Raw genomic sequence first — 15087 nt, forward strand, 5'->3', positions numbered from 1 at the left:
CTTGACCTGCGGTCGTTAAGATGGGGGCGGCTCAGCCGTTTTCGGCGTTGTGCGCGGGTCTCGGGCCGGGGCGCAGCGCCTCGCCGCACGCGCGGCAGAGGTAGGTCGCGCCGCGCAGCGTCCGACGATGGCGGATGCTCGTCAACTCGTGCTCGGCGCAGCGGCAGTGATACGGGTAACGCTGCAGGCGCCGCGCGCTGAGGTCGCTGACATCGAAGTCGTGACAGCGCCGGGGGTCGGCGCCGAGGCCGCGCATCAGTGCCTGCCATTGCGGGCCGTGCGGGCGGATGGCGCGGCCGTAGCGCAGGTAAGCGAGGTAATGGGCAACCTCGTGTGGGACCGTCTGCGCGAGGAACGCTTCCTCGTGTCGCGCCATCAAATCCGCGTTGTAGCGGATCGCGGGCCGTCCCGCGGCATCGATGCGAAACTGCCCAGCCGCTTGGCCGCGCAGATCGAAGCGCAATTGCGGCCCCGGTGCGTGTCGCTGGATGAGCGTGGCGCCGAGCGCGAGCAGCGAGCGCGTGCGCGCAGCGGCGCGCGCCTCGCGGGCAAGGCGTGCAGCCGAGGCCGCCATCTGGGCGGTCGCTTCGGCCCGGGCGGCGATGCCGTGGCCTTTGGGCGCCTGGGGAGCGGACATGGCCAAGGATTAGACGTGAACGGGCGGGCGCTGTCCACCGCCGCGCCGGTGGCCGGCAGCGCTTGCCGCCGGAGGTCGGTCCGCGCCGGGCCTCCTGTCCGAGCTGCCAGGGGAATCCTTGCATCGGGCAATAGCAAACGGTAACATCCGGCGGCTTAGGTAGTGGAGGTGGTAGTCGTGGTCGACGGCCCCTGATCCGTCGGCCGCAGGATTCGGCATCGGGTCCGGGACGGCAGCACGAGCCGGTATCGGCACGCCGCAATACCACCGACAGGATCGCCGCCCGCAGTGGTCTGGGTAGGCGAAGACGACTGGGCCGCTGGCCCATTTTTTGTTTCTGGAGCATTGGCTTGTTGCGTTGTCCGGGCTGAGGTCAAGAAAAGCCGCCCGCTCGCGCAGGTCGCGCTGGAGCCCGGCAGGTGCCGCAACGACAACATGAAGCGTGCCGACCCCAAGCTTGCACAGCTCGTGCGTTCCGTCGTGGAACCGATGGGCTATGAGTGCGTCGGTGTCGAGCATGATGTCGGCGGTGGCAGTGGCGCCGTGCTGCGGGTCTACATCGACCACGCCGACGGCATCGGGCTCGGCGACTGCGAGGCGGTGAGCCACCAGCTCAGTGGCGCCTTGGATGTCGATGACCCCATCGCCGGACAGTACGACCTTGAGGTGTCGTCCCCCGGGCTCGACCGGCCGCTGTTCGAGCTGGAGCATTTCCGCCGCTTCGAAGGCGCCAGGGCGCGCATCCGCCTCGTGGAGAAGCTGGACGGCCGGCGCCGCTTCGACGGCCGGCTCGCCGGCACTGAGGGCGATGCAGTGCTCCTGAGCGTCGACGGCACGCGCGTGGCGCTGCCCTTCGACCGCATCGAGTCCGCGCGGCTCGTGCCCGAATTCTGAGAAATTGGTTGCCCTATGAGTAAAGAGATTCTGCTGGTGGTGGAGGCGGTCTCCAACGAGAAGGACGTGCCCAAGGAGATCATCTTCGAGGCCATGGAGGCGGCGCTGGCCTCGGCCACCCGCAAGAAGCACGGCGGTGACATCGAGGCGCGCGTCGCCATCAACCGTGAGACCGGCGAGTACGAGAGCTTCCGCCGCTGGGAGGTCGTGCCGGACACCGACGGTGAGCCGCTAGAGGCGCCGGAGCGCCAGATCACGCTGTCGGCGGCCAAGGAGTTGGAGCCGCATCTCGACCTCGGCGACTACGTCGAACAAGAGATCGAGTCCGTGCTGTTCGGGCGCATCGCCGCGCAGACCGCCAAGCAGGTCATCGTGCAGAAGGTGCGCGAGGCCGAGCGCGCGAAGGTCGTGGATATGTTCCAGCATCGCGTGGGCGAGCTCATCACCGGCATCGTCAAGAAGGCCGAGCGCGGCACCATCGTGCTCGACCTAGGCGGCAACGCCGAGGCGCTGGTGCCGCGGGACCAAGTCATCCCGCGCGAGAACGTGCGCCCCAACGATCGCCTGCGCGGCATCCTCTACGAGGTGCGCTCGGAGCTGAAAGGGCCGCAGCTCTTCGTCAGCCGCACGTCACCGCAGCTCCTCATCGAGCTCTTCAAGCTGGAGGTGCCGGAGGTGGGCGAGGGCACCATCGAGATCCTCGCCGCCGCCCGCGATCCGGGGCTCCGCGCCAAGATCGCGGTGCGCACGAAGGACCCGCGCATTGACCCCGTCGGCGCCTGCGTCGGCATGCGCGGCTCGCGCGTGCAGGCGGTCTCCAACGAGCTGAACGGCGAGCGTGTGGACATCATCCAGTGGGACGAGAACCCGGCCCAGTTCGTGATCAACGCCATGTCGCCCGCGGACGTCGTGTCCATCGTCATCGACGAGGACGCGCGCAGCATGGACGTCGCCGTGAAGGAGGATAACCTGTCCCAGGCCATCGGCCGCGGCGGCCAGAACGTCCGCCTTGCGAGCCAGCTCACCGGCTGGGAGCTCAACGTTATGAGCGAGGAAGACGCGGCGGCCAAGGGCGAGGAAGAGGCGCGGCGCATCGCGGGTCTCTTTATGGACCAGCTCCAGGTGGACGAGAACGTCGCCTTCGTGCTGGTCGAAGAAGGCTTCACGAGCATCGAAGAGGTCGCCTACGTGCCGGTGCCGGAGCTGAAATCCATCGCCGGGTTCGATGACGAGATCATTGATCTGCTGCGCCAGCGCGCGAAGGATGTACTGCTGACGCGTGCCGTCACCGGCAACGACAGCGACGAGGGCCAGCCGGCCACGGACCTGCTCAGCATGGAGGGTATGGACGACGAGCTCGCCTATGCCCTGGCACGGCGCGGCATCGCGTCCATGGAAGAGCTCGCCGAACAGTCGGTGGACGAGCTGATGGAGATCGAAGGCATGGACGAGGAGCGGGCCGCCCAACTCATCATGACCGCGCGCGAGCCCTGGTTCGCCGAGTCGGAACAGGCCTAAGCTGGCGGAGGTGTCTATGAGCAGCGATGTCACGGTCAAACAACTGGCAACGACAGTCGGTATCCCGGTCGAGCGCCTGTTGGCCCAGCTCAACGAGGCGGGAATCACCGCCAGCGCCGCCGAGGCCACGATCACAGAGCAGGAGAAACTCCAGCTCTTAGGTTATCTGCGCCGCAGCCACGGCAAGAAGGAGCCCGAAGATGCAGGCGCCGCGCGCCGCTCCGCGCCCGCCGCGGCCAGGCCCGAGGCGCGCCGCACCAGTGCGCCGCCGCCGTCGCGCCCGTCCCGCCCCACCCCCGGTGGCCGTCCAGCCCCCACACAGCGCGGGCAGAAGGCCGTCTCCGTGGAGGTGCGCCGCAAGCGCACGCAGCTAAAGCGCGACGATACCAAGCCAGTCGCACCGGCCGCAGCGGCCGAGCCGCCGCCGCAGCGCCGTGAGCCGACCGCCGAGGCGCCGCGCCGCCCGGCACACCGCGAGCCGGTGCAGCAGCGCGGCACGCTCGACGAGCAGCGCCGCCGCTCCGAGCTGGAGGCGCGCCGCGCCGAAGATGATGCCCGCCGCCTTGCCGAGCAGGAGGATCAGGAGCGTCTGCGCGCCGAGGAAGAGGCCCGGCGCCGCGCCGAAGAGGAAGCCCGCAAGCGCCGCCAGGCTGAGGAGCGCGCGCGCCTAGCAGCCGAGGGGGCGGCTGCCGCCAGCGCGGAGCCCGTCGAGGAGGATGAGGAAGATGAGGGCGCCGCGCCCGCGGCGGTGCGTCCCGAGACCGAGGAGGAGGCCGCCGAGCGCCAGCGCAAGCACGCCAAGAAGCACGAGGAGCGCGGCGAGCGTGAGCGCGATGAGCGCGAGAAGGCGACCAAGAAGGCGGCCGGCAAGACGAAGCGCGACGACAGCAGCGTCGAGTTTGACGAGGACGCCGCCGCGCTCGGCGTCATCTCGCGGCCGGCCGTGCGCCGGCGCCGCAAGCCCGGCAAGCCGCAGCTTGCTGACAAGCACCGCTTCCAGCGGCCCACCGCGCCGGTCGTGCGCGAGGTGGAGGTGCCGGAGACCATTTCCGTCTCCGACCTCGCCGGGCGCATGTCCGTGAAGGCGGCCGATCTGGTTAAGGTCCTGTTCAAGCAGGGCGTGATGGTCACCATCAACCAAATGCTGGACCGCGACACGGCCATGCTGCTGGTGGACGATATGGGCCACAAGGCGGTCGAGGCGCAGGACCAGAGCGCCGAGGACAACCTGCTGCAACTGCTGGGCGAGGAGACCGAACAGGCCGAGAGCCTGCCGCGGCCGCCGGTGGTGACCATCATGGGCCACGTCGACCACGGGAAGACGTCGCTGTTGGACTTCATCCGCCGCACGCGGGTTACCGCCGGCGAGGCGGGCGGCATCACGCAGCACATCGGCGCTTACCACGTGAAGACCGAGAAGGGGATCATTTCCTTCCTGGACACCCCGGGGCACGCCGCCTTCTCGGCCATGCGTGCCCGCGGTGCCAAGGTCACGGACATCGTGGTGCTGGTGGTGGCGGCGGACGACGGCGTCATGCCGCAGACCATCGAGGCCATCCAGCACGCGAAGGCCTCGGGCGTGCCCATCGTCGTGGCCTGCAACAAGATGGACAAGCCGGAAGCAAATCCGGATCAGGTCATGCGGGAGCTGACGCAGTATGAGGTCGTCGCCGAGGAATGGGGCGGCGACACGATGCTGGTGAAGGTATCGGCCAAGACCGGCGATGGCATCGATGCGCTGCTCGACGCCGTGCTGCTGCAGGCCGAGGTGCTGGAGCTCAAGGCGCCGAAGGACAGCCCCGCGCACGGCACCATCGTCGAGTCCAGCGTCGAGAAGGGTCGCGGTCCGGTGGCGACCGTGCTGGTTCAGTCCGGCACGCTGCGCCAGGGCGACACCATTGTCAGCGGCTCGGAATACGGGCGGGTGCGTGCGATGTTCGACGAGAAGGGCCAGCCGGTGCAGGAGGCGGGTCCGTCCATTCCCGTGCAGGTGCTCGGCCTATCGGCGGCGCCGAACGCGGGCGACGACGTCATCGCCGTGACCGACGAGCGCAAAGCGCGCGAGGTCGCGGAGCTGCGCGCGGAGCGCAGCCGCCAGTCGCGTATCGACCAGCAGGGTGTGGCGAGCCTGGATCAGCTCTTTTTGCAACTGAAGGCGGGCGAGGCCAAGTCCGTGAACATCATCCTGAAGGCGGACGTGCAGGGCAGTGCCGAGGCCTTGCGCGAGGCGCTGCTCAAGCTCTCGAACGACGAGGTCAAGGTCGTCTTGGTCGCCTCGGGCGTCGGCGGCATCACGGAGTCCGATGCGAACCTGGCGGTGACGTCGAACGCCATTCTGCTCGGCTTCAACGTCCGCGCCGACGCCGCGGCCCGCCGCGTCGTGGACGCCCATGGCCTGGATTTGCGCTACTACTCGATCATCTACGAGCTCATCGACGACGTGAAGCAGGCCATCTCCGGTCTGCTGAGCCCCATCGTCACCGAGGAGATCATCGGGCTGGCGCAGGTGCGCGACGTGTTCCGCTCGTCGAAGTTCGGCGCCATCGCCGGCTGCATGGTCGTGGATGGCGTTATCAAGCGCAACAGCCCGATCCGCGTGCTGCGCGACAATGTCGTCATCTACGAGGGCGCGCTGGAGTCGCTGCGGCGGTTTAAGGACGACGTGGCGGAGGTCAAGGCCGGCACCGAGTGCGGTATCGGCGTCAAGAACTACAACGACGTCCAGCCGGGCGACCAGATCGAGGTCTTCGAGCGCACCGAGCGGGCGCGGGTGCTGTGAAGGTGCAGGATAGATGAGCGACGGCAGCCGCGCCGAGCGCGTCGGTGCCGAGCTGCTGCGGGAGCTCTGGCAGCTCCTGCGCACCGAGGTGAAGGACCCGCGTATCGGCCCCGTGACCCTGCAGGAGGTGCGGGTGAGCCGCGATCTCTCGCACGCGAAGGTGTACTTCACCTGTTTTCCGCTGGACGAGTGCGGCGATGAGCAGGCCAAGGTGCTGAACGGCGCGCTTGCGGGCTTCCTGCGCCGCGAGCTTTCGCGGCGCGTGCGGCTGCGCACGGTGCCTCAGTTGCACTTCGTGCACGATGAATCGGTGCTCGAGGGCGAGCGCCTCGCGGCGCTCATCGAGCGCTCAGCCCCGCCGCCCCTGGACAACGATGAAGACGACGGCCCCGACGAGCCGCGCTGAGACGCATGCCCGAGCTTTGCATGCGCCTCAGCCCCGCAGCGACACGCCGGCTGAAACAACGCCGCGCATCCGGACGCAGAACATGGCGAGACGACGACAGAAAGGCCGTTCCGTGGACGGCATCCTGCTGCTGGACAAGCCCGCCGGGGTCTCGTCCAACCACGCGTTGCAGCAGGTGAAGCACCTGTACCAGGCGGCCAAGGCCGGCCACACCGGGAGTCTGGACCCGCTGGCCACGGGGTTGCTGCCGCTATGCTTGGGCCAGACGACCAAGTTCTCGAGCTTCCTGCTCGACGCGGACAAACGCTATCGCGTCACCGTGACCCTGGGCGTCACCACCGACAGCGCCGACGCCGACGGCAAGGTGCTGCAGACGCGCCCCGTTGAGGGTGTGGACGAGGCCGCCGTGCGTGCCGTGCTGCCGCGCTTTCTCGGCAGCATCGAGCAGCTCCCGCCCATGTTCTCGGCCGTGAAGCACCAGGGCGAGCGGCTCTACAAGCTCGCCCGCGAGGGCAAGGAGGTCGAGCGCACGCCACGTACGGTGCAGATCTTTGCGCTGGACCTCATCGAGTGCGCACCGCCGCTGTTGATGCTGGACGTGCACTGCTCGAAGGGCACCTACGTGCGTACGCTGGCCGAGGAGATCGGCGCGGCGCTTGGCTGCGGTGCGCATGTATCGGGGCTCAGGCGCACGGGCGTCGGCCCGTACGTGGAAGGCGAGACCCGCTTCGTCACCGTGCCCGACGTCGAGCGCGCGGCGGCGGAGGGGTTCGAGGCGATGGACGCGCTGCTGCTGCCGCTCGACAGCGTGCTCGGGCACTGCCCGGCGGTGAAGCTGTCGGCGGACGCCGCCTTCTACCTGCGCCAGGGTCAGCCGGTGCTGGTGCCGCAGGCGCCCACCGAAGGTCTGGTGCGGTTGTACGCGGGGGGCTCGGAGTTCCTCGGCATCGGCGTGATCCTGGACGACGGCCGGGTGCAACCGAAGCGGCTCATCTGACCATCCGGGCGGTCATGGTACCGGCTCGTGTGCGGTTCAATTGCAACGGCGGCGCGGGTACCATGGCGCGCTCGCCAACCTGGTCCCAGGCGGTGCTTTCCGCCAGGGCCACATCGGCGGCGGCGCGTCGCACCCTGGAGTCATTGCCGGGGCCGGCGGCCGGCTCGCCGTTCAACAGATGCGCCTTGCGGCGCGGTTTCATTTGGAGTCAAAGCAATGACAATGACAGCAGAAGACAAGCGCCAGATCGTGGACGAGCACGCCCGCGGCCCCAACGACACCGGCAGCACTGAGGTACAGGTTGCGCTGCTCACCGCGCGCATCAAAGACCTGACCGGCCATTTCACCGAGCACAAGAAGGACCATCACTCCCGCCGTGGGCTGGTGCGTATGGTCAACTCCCGACGCAAGCTCTTGGACTATCTCAAGCGCAAGGATCTCGACCGCTACCGGGCGCTGATCGAGAAGCTCGGATTGCGCCGCTGATCGGTCATCGCGCGTTACTGTCGCCGGGCATCATTGATGCAGGCCGCACAGCGCCGGGCAGCACCCGCGCCGACCTTGATCGGCGCCCCCAAGCCCGGTCATACGCGCATCGATCGGCCGCGCCGCGGCAGAACATTCTGAGGACCCACCCAGAGGACACAACCCAGTGACCCCCATCCGCAAGACCTTCCAATACGGCGACCAGACGGTCACGCTCGAGACCGGTGAGATTGCCCGCCAGGCGGACGGCGCCGTGTTGATCAACGTCGACGACACGGTGGTGCTCTGCACCGTGGTGGTGGACAAGCGCGCGACCGAGCCCAAGGACTTTCTGCCGCTCACCGTCGACTACCAGGAAAAGACCTACGCCGCCGGGCGCATCCCGGGCGGCTTCTTCCGCCGCGAGGGCCGCCCGAGCGAGGGCGAGATCCTGACCTCGCGGCTCATCGACCGGCCCATCCGGCCGCTGTTCGCCGACGGCTTCGGCCGCGAGATCCAGATCATCGCCACGGTCAAGTCCCTGAACCCGGCCGTGAATCCTGATGTGCCCGCGCTGCTCGGCGTGTCCGCCGCGCTTGCCATCTCCGGTGCGCCGTTCAACGGCCCCATCGGCGCCGCCCGCGTCGGTTACAAAAACGGTGAGTACATCCTAAATCCCGCCGTCACGGGCTTGGGCCCCGACAGCGACCTGGACCTCGTCGTCGCCGGCACCGAGGGCGCCGTGCTGATGGTGGAGTCCGAGGCCCGCGCGCTGACCGAAGAGGTCATGCTCGGCGCCGTGCTGTTTGGCCACGAGCAGATGCAGGTGGCCATCCAGGCCATCCGCGAGCTTGCCGCCGAGGTCGGCAAGCCGCCATTGCCCTTCGCGCCGCCGGAGCCGGAGCCGGCGCTCGACGACGCCGTGTCGGCCTTTACCGGGCGCATCACCGAGGCCTACGCCATCAAGGAGAAGATGGACCGCCACGCGGCGCTCGACGCCATCCGCAAGGAGATCTTCGAGCAGCTCGCTGGCGACGGCGAGGACCGCTGGCCGCAGCCGAAGGTCTATGGCGCCGTCGAGAAGCTCGAAAAGACGATCGTCCGCGGTGCCATCATCGACGGCAGGCCGCGCATCGACGGCCGCGACACCAAAACCGTGCGGCCCATCTACATCCGCACCGGCGTCCTGCCGCGCACCCACGGCTCGGCGCTGTTCACCCGCGGCGAGACGCAGGCGCTGGTGATCACCACGCTCGGCACCGAGCGCGACAGCCAGATCATCGACGCGCTGGAGGGCGAGCGCCGCGAGCCCTTCATGCTGCACTACAACTTCCCGCCCTTCTGCGTCGGTGAGCTCGGCCGCGTCGGCAGCCCCAAGCGCCGCGAGATCGGCCACGGCCGCCTCGCCAAGCGCGGCATCCTGGCCGCTATGCCGGCACCGGACGAGTTTCCCTACTCCATCCGCGTGGTGTCGGAGATCACCGAGTCCAACGGCTCCAGCTCCATGGCGTCGGTGTGCGGCACCAGTCTGTCCTTGATGGACGCGGGCGTGCCGGTCAAGGCGCCGGTGGCCGGTGTCGCCATGGGCCTGATCAAGGAGGGTGATCGGTTCGCTGTGCTGACGGACATCATGGGCGATGAGGACCACCTCGGCGACATGGACTTCAAGGTCGCCGGCCCCGCCGACGGCATCAACGCGCTGCAGATGGACATCAAGATCGAGGGCATCACCAAGGAGATTATGGAGACCGCGCTGGAGCAGGCGAAGGCCGGCCGGCTGCATATCCTGGGGGAGATGAACAAGGTCATCTCTGCGCACCGCGTCGAGATGTCCGACTACGCCCCGCGGATCATCGAGCTCAAGATCCATCCGGAGAAGATTCGCGACGTCATCGGCAAGGGCGGCGCGACCATCCGCTCCATCACCGAGGAGACCGGCGCCACCATCGATATCAACGACGACGGCGTGGTCAAGATCTTCTCGGTGCAGCGCAGCGCCGGCGAGGAGGCCAAGAAGCGCATCCGGCTCATCACGGCGGATGTCGAGGTCGGCAAGATCTACGAGGGCAAGGTCGTGCGCCTGATGGACTTCGGCGCCTTCGTCACCATCCTCCCCGGCCGCGATGGCCTGGTGCACATCAGCCAGATCTGCGAGGAGCGCGTGCAGGCGGTGTCCGACAAACTGAAGGAAGGCGATGTCGTCCGCGTCAAGGTGCTCGAGGTCGACAAGCAGGGCCGCATCCGCCTCAGCATGAAGGCCATCGCCGAGGACGAGTCGAGGCAGGCGACGGAGTAGGGCGGCACGGCGGCCCCGCCCGCTGTTGGCTCGCCGACGTCGCTCCGGTCGCAGTGGCGGCGCCAGGGTTGCCGGAGCAAACCCGGCCCTTGCTGGTGCTGGGTTGTGTGACGCTACCCGGGCGGGACGGTCCGCCGGTTGGGCATAGCCCGCTAGGATCGGGTGCAAAGCGCCGCGCTCAGTTCGTGTGGCGCCGAGCATCCTCACCCCGGAGCCGCCCCGGACACCATCGTTTTGCCCGGGCCGGTGTCCCCGAAGCGTTCAGTGTGCTGCCGGATGCCATTTCCCTCCCCGCGCCGCGGTAGCTTTGCGATAATGCGCCGACGCCCATCCGTCCTCCTTGGGCACCAGCGAGATTCGTTGCTCGCCATGTATCCGCATCCAGGGAGTACCGCCCCGGTTTGCGGCGCGCCGCCGGACCAGCGCTTGCGCCTTGATCGAGGGGACGTCGCGGGGCTGCGGCGGATCTGCGACCACAAGGTCCGTCGGCTCGCGCCCCATATCAGCACCGGGCCAAGCAACTGGGATTTACTTGTACTATGGCGCATCTACCGAATTGGCTCTTTGGTGTGGCGGCGCTCCTGGCGCTCGCCACGTTCTTGTTCACTGCTTTCGATCTGGCGCGCCGTCTGCTTGCGCGCTATGCGCTGCGGCTTTGTCAAATGCGCAATTCCCCCGAGGGCGGCTTCATCTGCGATCTGAAGCGACGGCTCCACAGGTTTGCCCAGAAGCCGCTGATGTTCAAGACCATCCTCATGGTGGTGTCGTTCTCGGTGCTCCTCTTCATTTTGATCGAGCATTCGCCGAAACTCTGACCGCCTCCATCTCACCGCGGCCCCGTCGAAGCCAACGAAGGTCCCTTCATGTCTATTGCGATGGCGCAATTCCTGAGGTCGCACGGCCTTGTCCGCAATCCTTTCATCGAAGAGGAGGCGCAGAACGACAAGGTTTTCGAGGATCTAGTGAACGAGTCGGGCTACACCTTCAATCATCAGGCTTGGGACAAGTTTTTCGGTGAGCCGCCCGGCTGCGGGACATCGATGATCTTCGGCGTCAAGGGCAGTGGCAAGTCCGCGCTGCGGCTGGCGCTGGAAAAGAACATCGGGCACTACAACAGCGGCCACGGCGAGCGGATACTGCTGCTCAGTTACGACGACTTCAATGGCTTTCTAGAGGCGTTCAAGCGCAAGCTGGAGCAGGAGCGCAACCGCACGTCGGCGGTGACGCTGAACGACTTCCGGCTCGCTCAGCACCTCGATGCGATACTCGTCTGCGGCATGGAGTCTCTACTATCTGAGCTGAAAACGACCGATCTCCCCCTGGATCATCTGGAGCGCTATCAGCGTCATGACCTGATGATGTTGATGGCTTTCTATGTCAGCGGACCACCGGATCGCTACAACCGCATCATCTCCGCACTGAGTCGGAAACTGCTGCGCCGCGGCATTCTCAGCAGCATGGGCCGCGGCATCAAAGGATTCCTTGGCGCTGTCTTTACGCTCGGGCTGGGACCGATCAGCTCGGCGATGTTCTACCGCGGGGTTGCGCGCTCGGCGGCGCGCGAGATCGTGGTGCGGGACCGCGATGCGCGCGATGTCGAGCGGGCGCTGACCGCCATACCCCGCGGCTATCTCAAGGATCAGGACGTCAAGCGCAAGGGCTGGCGGGATGACGATGACATGCGACGCCTGTTCTTGAGCAAGTTCATCGACTGCGTCTTGGCGTTGGGCTACCGCCAGATCGTGGTCGTCATGGACAAGGTGGACGAGCCGTCGCTGATCAACGGCGACCGCGACAAGATGGAGGCCTTCGTTTGGCCGCTATGGAATAATCGCATTCTGCAGTTGCACCCGCATCTCAGCTTCAAGATGTTGCTGCCGCGTCAGTTGTACGAGTCCGTACGCAAGGCCTCCTCGGAAAAGGCCAATATCGCGCGCTTTGATAAACAGAAGATCATCTATCCGTTCCGTTGGGGCGACAAGCAGCTCTACGACGTCATGTCCGATCGCCTGCGGATCTGCCGCGCCGATCCCAGCGAGCCCTATCCGCTCGATCGGCTGTTCGATGTGTCGATCCAGCGCAGCGAGCTGCTCGGCATACTCGACAAGCTGCGGCAGCCGCGCTTCGTCCTCAATTATCTCTACCGGCTGATTGCCGAGACCTGCGCCCACAGCGATGATACGGGCCAGGGCGCGATCCGTATCCCGCACGAGGTCTTCTACAAGGTCACCGCCGCCATTGGCGAGGATATTCGCCAGTATTATCAGACGCTCGGCGAGAGCCCGGAGTAATCGCGCCGCTGCGGCACACGTCGGCGCATCGGGCCGAGGGCCGAGGGCCGAGGGCCGAGGCGGGCTGCCTTGGCCCTTGGCCCTTCCCCCTTCCGTGCCGCGGAAATGACCCTCGTCAACCCGCCGGTGAGTGTCTGAAGCGGGTGCGATTTTGGTGCTATTCTTCCGGCTCAACTGCGCCGGACACCCGTACCCTATCATCCGCGGGCGACCAGTGCTGCCGCCGACCCCGCGAGCCCTGTCCCGTTCATGCCCGCCGACACCGACGTGCTGGTCACCATCGACGATCTGGTCCGCTGGGGCGCGAGCCGATTCAGCGCGGCGGGTCTGTTCTTCGGCCACGGCACCGACAACGCCCGCGACGAGGCGCATTGGCTCACGGCGCATGCGCTGCACCTGCCGTTCGATCTGGCGGCCGAATACGGCCACTGCCACGTGACGGGCGCCGAGCGCGAGGCGGTGCTGGGGTTGTTCCGGCGCCGCATCCACGAGCGCCGCCCGGCGGCCTATCTCACGGGCAGCACGCGCTTCGCGGGGCTCGAGTTCGCCGTCGACGACGCGGTGATGATCCCGCGCTCGCCGCTGGCGGAGCTCATTGAGCAGGGCTTTGCGCCCTGGGCCGATCCGGCGCGCATCGGGCGTGTGCTCGACCTCTGCACCGGCAGCGGCTGCCTCGGCATCGCCGCCGCCGTGCATCTGCCCGACGTCATCGTGGACTTGGCGGACGTCTCGCCCGCGGCGCTGGCCGTGGCGCGGCGCAATTGCGAGCGCCATGGCCTCCTGGACCGGGTCAGACTCATGGAGTCGGACCTGTTTGCCGGCATCGGCGGCGACGACGACGAGGGCTATGACATCATCGTCTCAAATCCGCCCTACGTCGCTGGGGCCGAGATGGAGACGCTGCCACCCGAATACCGGCACGAGCCGCCACTGGCGCTCGCGGCGGGCGAGACGGGGCTCGATCTCGTGCTGCGCATGCTGCGCGATGCGCCGGATTATCTCGCGGACGACGGCATCCTGGTGGTGGAGGTCGGCAACAGCGCGGGCGCCCTGGCCGCGGCACTGCCCGCAGTGCCCTTCGTGTGGCTCGACTTTGAGCGCGGCGGGGAGGGCGTGTTCCTGCTGGACCACGCCGCGTTGGCCGCTCACCATGACCAGTTTGCGCAAGCGGTGGCCGCGCTGTGAGCCTTCGCCGAGCACCGAGCGAGGGCGCTTGCCGTGTCGTCCGTGAGGACCCGTCCCGCATGGACTCGTTCGATCGTTGCGCGGACGCGGTCCCCTTCCAGACCCTGCTGAAACAAATCAACGAGACCCACCGCCGCGGGCTCGATGGAGGATGATGATGCTTGACGACCCCATATCCAGCGCCGCCGGCAGCCAGGCCATCGGCAGCGAGCCAGCCGCCGACGCCGGGCGCGATCAGCACACCGTCTTCGACCTAGACCTGATCAAGCGCTACGACCAGAGCGGCCCGCGCTACACGTCGTACCCGACCGCGGTGGAGTTCGACCCGGCCTTCGACGCCGCCCGTTATGCCGAGGTCTGCCGCGAGACCAACGCCAGCGGGCGGCCGTTGTCGCTGTATTTCCATATCCCGTTCTGCGACACGGTCTGCTTCTACTGCGCCTGCAACAAGATCGCTACCAAGGACCGCACCTTGGTGGAGCCTTACCTGGAGCGAGTCTATCGGGAGCTCGACATGCAGTCGGCGCTGTTCGATGACGCGCGTATCGTCGAGCAACTGCACTGGGGCGGCGGCACGCCCACCTTCATGAGCCAGGACCAGATGCGCGCGCTGATGGCGCAGACGCGCCGCGCGTTCCGGCTTGCCGACGACGAGCACGGCGAGTACTCCATCGAGATCGACCCGCGCGAGGCGGGTGGCGACACGGTGAAGCTGCTGCGCGAGATCGGCTTCAACCGCATGAGTCTCGGCGTGCAGGACTTCGACCCCAAGGTGCAGAAGGCCGTCAACCGCATCCAGACGGAAGACGAAACCATGGCGGTGCTGGAAGCGGCGCGCGCCGAGGGTTTCCGCTCCATCAGCATCGACCTGATCTACGGCCTGCCGTTACAGACCGCCGAGAGCTTCATGGACACGGTGGAGCGGATCATCGCCGTGGCGCCGGATCGGCTCTCGGTGTTCAACTACGCCCACCTGCCGACCCGCTTCATGCCGCAGCGGCGCATCAACGAGGCGGAGCTGCCGCCGCCGGAGGTCAAGCTTGAGATCCTGGAGGCCACCACGCGGCGTCTCACGGAGGCCGGCTGGCTCTATATCGGCATGGACCACTTCGCACGCCCCGACGACGAGCTCGCCCGCGCCCAGCGCGACGGCACGCTGTACCGCAACTTCCAGGGCTATTCGACGCACGCGGACTGCGACCTCATCGGCCTCGGCGTCACATCCATCGGCAAGGTCGCCAACACCTACGGCCAGAACCGGCGTGAGCTCGATGCCTACTACGCGGACATCGACGCGGGCCGGCTGCCCGTGTTCCGCGGCATCGAGCTGAACCGCGACGACGAGATCCGCCGCGACGTCATCACCCGGCTCATCTGCCATTTCCGGCTCGATTTCGCCGATGTGGAGCGCCGCTGGGACATCGACTTCCACGACTATTTCGGCAAGAGCCTGGCGAAGCTCGACGGCATGGAGCGCGATGGCCTGCTCGGCGTGGACGAGGCCGGCATCGGCGTGGCGCCGAAGGGGCGCTTCCTGATCCGCAACATCTGTATGGCCTTCGACGCCTACCTGGACGCCAAGCAGGGCCCGGTGGGCTTCTCGAAGGTCATCTGACCTG

Annotated in this window: 13 protein-coding genes; 11 read left to right on the forward strand and 2 right to left on the reverse strand. The window is 67.4% G+C overall.

Translation table 11 applies throughout. The features are described 5' to 3' along the window. Positions 1 to 31 precede the first annotated feature (31 nt). Complete coding sequence (locus tag ML01_RS21330; RefSeq protein ID WP_156427895.1) at positions 32 to 637, reverse strand: SprT-like domain-containing protein; 606 nt, start codon at positions 635 to 637, stop codon at positions 32 to 34. A gap of 435 nt (positions 638 to 1072) precedes the next feature. Between ML01_RS21330 and rimP the strand changes: the two genes are divergently transcribed. The 5 genes from rimP to truB all read left to right on the forward strand — a co-directional run bounded on the left by rimP (position 1073) and on the right by truB (position 7231). Then, on the forward strand, positions 1073 to 1531 hold the full coding sequence (gene rimP / locus ML01_RS21335) for a ribosome maturation factor RimP (RefSeq protein WP_058557410.1): 459 nt from the start codon (positions 1073 to 1075) through the stop codon (positions 1529 to 1531). Between the two features lie 15 nt (positions 1532 to 1546). Further along, entirely contained in the window at positions 1547 to 3049 is a 1503-nt protein-coding gene (gene nusA, locus ML01_RS21340; RefSeq protein WP_058557411.1) for a transcription termination factor NusA, read from the forward strand. Positions 3050 to 3065: 16 nt separating this feature from the next. After that, positions 3066 to 5828, forward strand: a complete 2763-nt coding sequence (gene infB, locus ML01_RS21345; RefSeq protein WP_058557412.1) for a translation initiation factor IF-2 — start codon at positions 3066 to 3068, stop codon at positions 5826 to 5828. Positions 5829 to 5841: 13 nt separating this feature from the next. Next, the gene (gene rbfA, locus ML01_RS21350) at positions 5842 to 6234 is read left to right on the forward strand and encodes a 30S ribosome-binding factor RbfA (protein ID WP_058557413.1); all 393 of its coding nucleotides are present in this window, start codon (positions 5842 to 5844) and stop codon (positions 6232 to 6234) included. An 82-nt stretch (positions 6235 to 6316) separates the two neighbouring features. Further along, on the forward strand, positions 6317 to 7231 hold the full coding sequence (truB, locus tag ML01_RS21355) for a tRNA pseudouridine(55) synthase TruB (RefSeq protein WP_058557414.1): 915 nt from the start codon (positions 6317 to 6319) through the stop codon (positions 7229 to 7231). Here the strand turns inward: truB and ML01_RS21360 are convergent. After that, on the reverse strand, positions 7224 to 7433 hold the full coding sequence (locus ML01_RS21360) for a hypothetical protein (RefSeq protein WP_058557415.1): 210 nt from the start codon (positions 7431 to 7433) through the stop codon (positions 7224 to 7226). The two genes, truB and ML01_RS21360, sit on opposite strands and share 8 nt — an antisense overlap. 14 nt (positions 7434 to 7447) lie before the next feature. On the opposite strand from ML01_RS21360, the gene rpsO reads away from it, so the two are divergent. From rpsO to hemN, 6 genes are all read left to right on the forward strand, one after another. Continuing rightward, entirely contained in the window at positions 7448 to 7717 is a 270-nt protein-coding gene (gene rpsO, locus ML01_RS21365) for a 30S ribosomal protein S15 (RefSeq protein WP_058557416.1), read from the forward strand. Between the two features lie 166 nt (positions 7718 to 7883). Beyond that, positions 7884 to 9992 (forward strand): polyribonucleotide nucleotidyltransferase, encoded by a 2109-nt coding sequence (gene pnp, locus ML01_RS21370; protein WP_058557417.1) that lies wholly within the window; start codon positions 7884 to 7886, stop codon positions 9990 to 9992. 539 nt (positions 9993 to 10531) lie between these two features. Then, positions 10532 to 10807 carry a hypothetical protein gene (locus ML01_RS21375; RefSeq protein WP_058557418.1) on the forward strand — a complete coding sequence of 92 codons (276 nt, stop codon included), beginning with the start codon at positions 10532 to 10534 and terminating at the stop codon, positions 10805 to 10807. Between the two features lie 48 nt (positions 10808 to 10855). After that, on the forward strand, positions 10856 to 12283 hold the full coding sequence (locus ML01_RS21380) for a hypothetical protein (RefSeq protein WP_156427896.1): 1428 nt from the start codon (positions 10856 to 10858) through the stop codon (positions 12281 to 12283). 249 nt (positions 12284 to 12532) lie between these two features. Next, positions 12533 to 13468: a 50S ribosomal protein L3 N(5)-glutamine methyltransferase gene (gene prmB, locus ML01_RS21385; RefSeq protein ID WP_058557420.1), complete on the forward strand. Its 936-nt coding sequence runs from the start codon at positions 12533 to 12535 to the stop codon at positions 13466 to 13468. Positions 13469 to 13625: 157 nt separating this feature from the next. Next, entirely contained in the window at positions 13626 to 15083 is a 1458-nt protein-coding gene (gene hemN / locus ML01_RS21390) for an oxygen-independent coproporphyrinogen III oxidase (RefSeq protein ID WP_082674520.1), read from the forward strand. Positions 15084 to 15087 lie beyond the last annotated feature (4 nt).

Source organism: Thiohalocapsa sp. ML1, assembly GCF_001469165.1.
Lineage (GTDB): Bacteria > Pseudomonadota > Gammaproteobacteria > Chromatiales > Chromatiaceae > Thiohalocapsa.

What these genes read in the sequence shown, in the direction of transcription:
- rpsO (WP_058557416.1), top strand. Translation starts at nt 7,448, where the DNA reads ATGACAATGACAGCAGAAGACAAGCGCCAGATCGTGGACGAGCACGCC.
- rimP (WP_058557410.1), top strand. Translation starts at nt 1,073, where the DNA reads ATGAAGCGTGCCGACCCCAAGCTTGCACAGCTCGTGCGTTCCGTCGTG.
- prmB (WP_058557420.1), top strand. Translation starts at nt 12,533, where the DNA reads ATGCCCGCCGACACCGACGTGCTGGTCACCATCGACGATCTGGTCCGC.
- ML01_RS21330 (WP_156427895.1), bottom strand. Translation starts at nt 637, where the DNA reads ATGTCCGCTCCCCAGGCGCCCAAAGGCCACGGCATCGCCGCCCGGGCC.
- infB (WP_058557412.1), top strand. Translation starts at nt 3,066, where the DNA reads ATGAGCAGCGATGTCACGGTCAAACAACTGGCAACGACAGTCGGTATC.
- truB (WP_058557414.1), top strand. Translation starts at nt 6,317, where the DNA reads ATGGCGAGACGACGACAGAAAGGCCGTTCCGTGGACGGCATCCTGCTG.
- nusA (WP_058557411.1), top strand. Translation starts at nt 1,547, where the DNA reads ATGAGTAAAGAGATTCTGCTGGTGGTGGAGGCGGTCTCCAACGAGAAG.
- hemN (WP_082674520.1), top strand. Translation starts at nt 13,626, where the DNA reads ATGCTTGACGACCCCATATCCAGCGCCGCCGGCAGCCAGGCCATCGGC.
- ML01_RS21380 (WP_156427896.1), top strand. Translation starts at nt 10,856, where the DNA reads ATGTCTATTGCGATGGCGCAATTCCTGAGGTCGCACGGCCTTGTCCGC.
- rbfA (WP_058557413.1), top strand. Translation starts at nt 5,842, where the DNA reads ATGAGCGACGGCAGCCGCGCCGAGCGCGTCGGTGCCGAGCTGCTGCGG.
- ML01_RS21360 (WP_058557415.1), bottom strand. Translation starts at nt 7,433, where the DNA reads ATGAAACCGCGCCGCAAGGCGCATCTGTTGAACGGCGAGCCGGCCGCC.
- ML01_RS21375 (WP_058557418.1), top strand. Translation starts at nt 10,532, where the DNA reads ATGGCGCATCTACCGAATTGGCTCTTTGGTGTGGCGGCGCTCCTGGCG.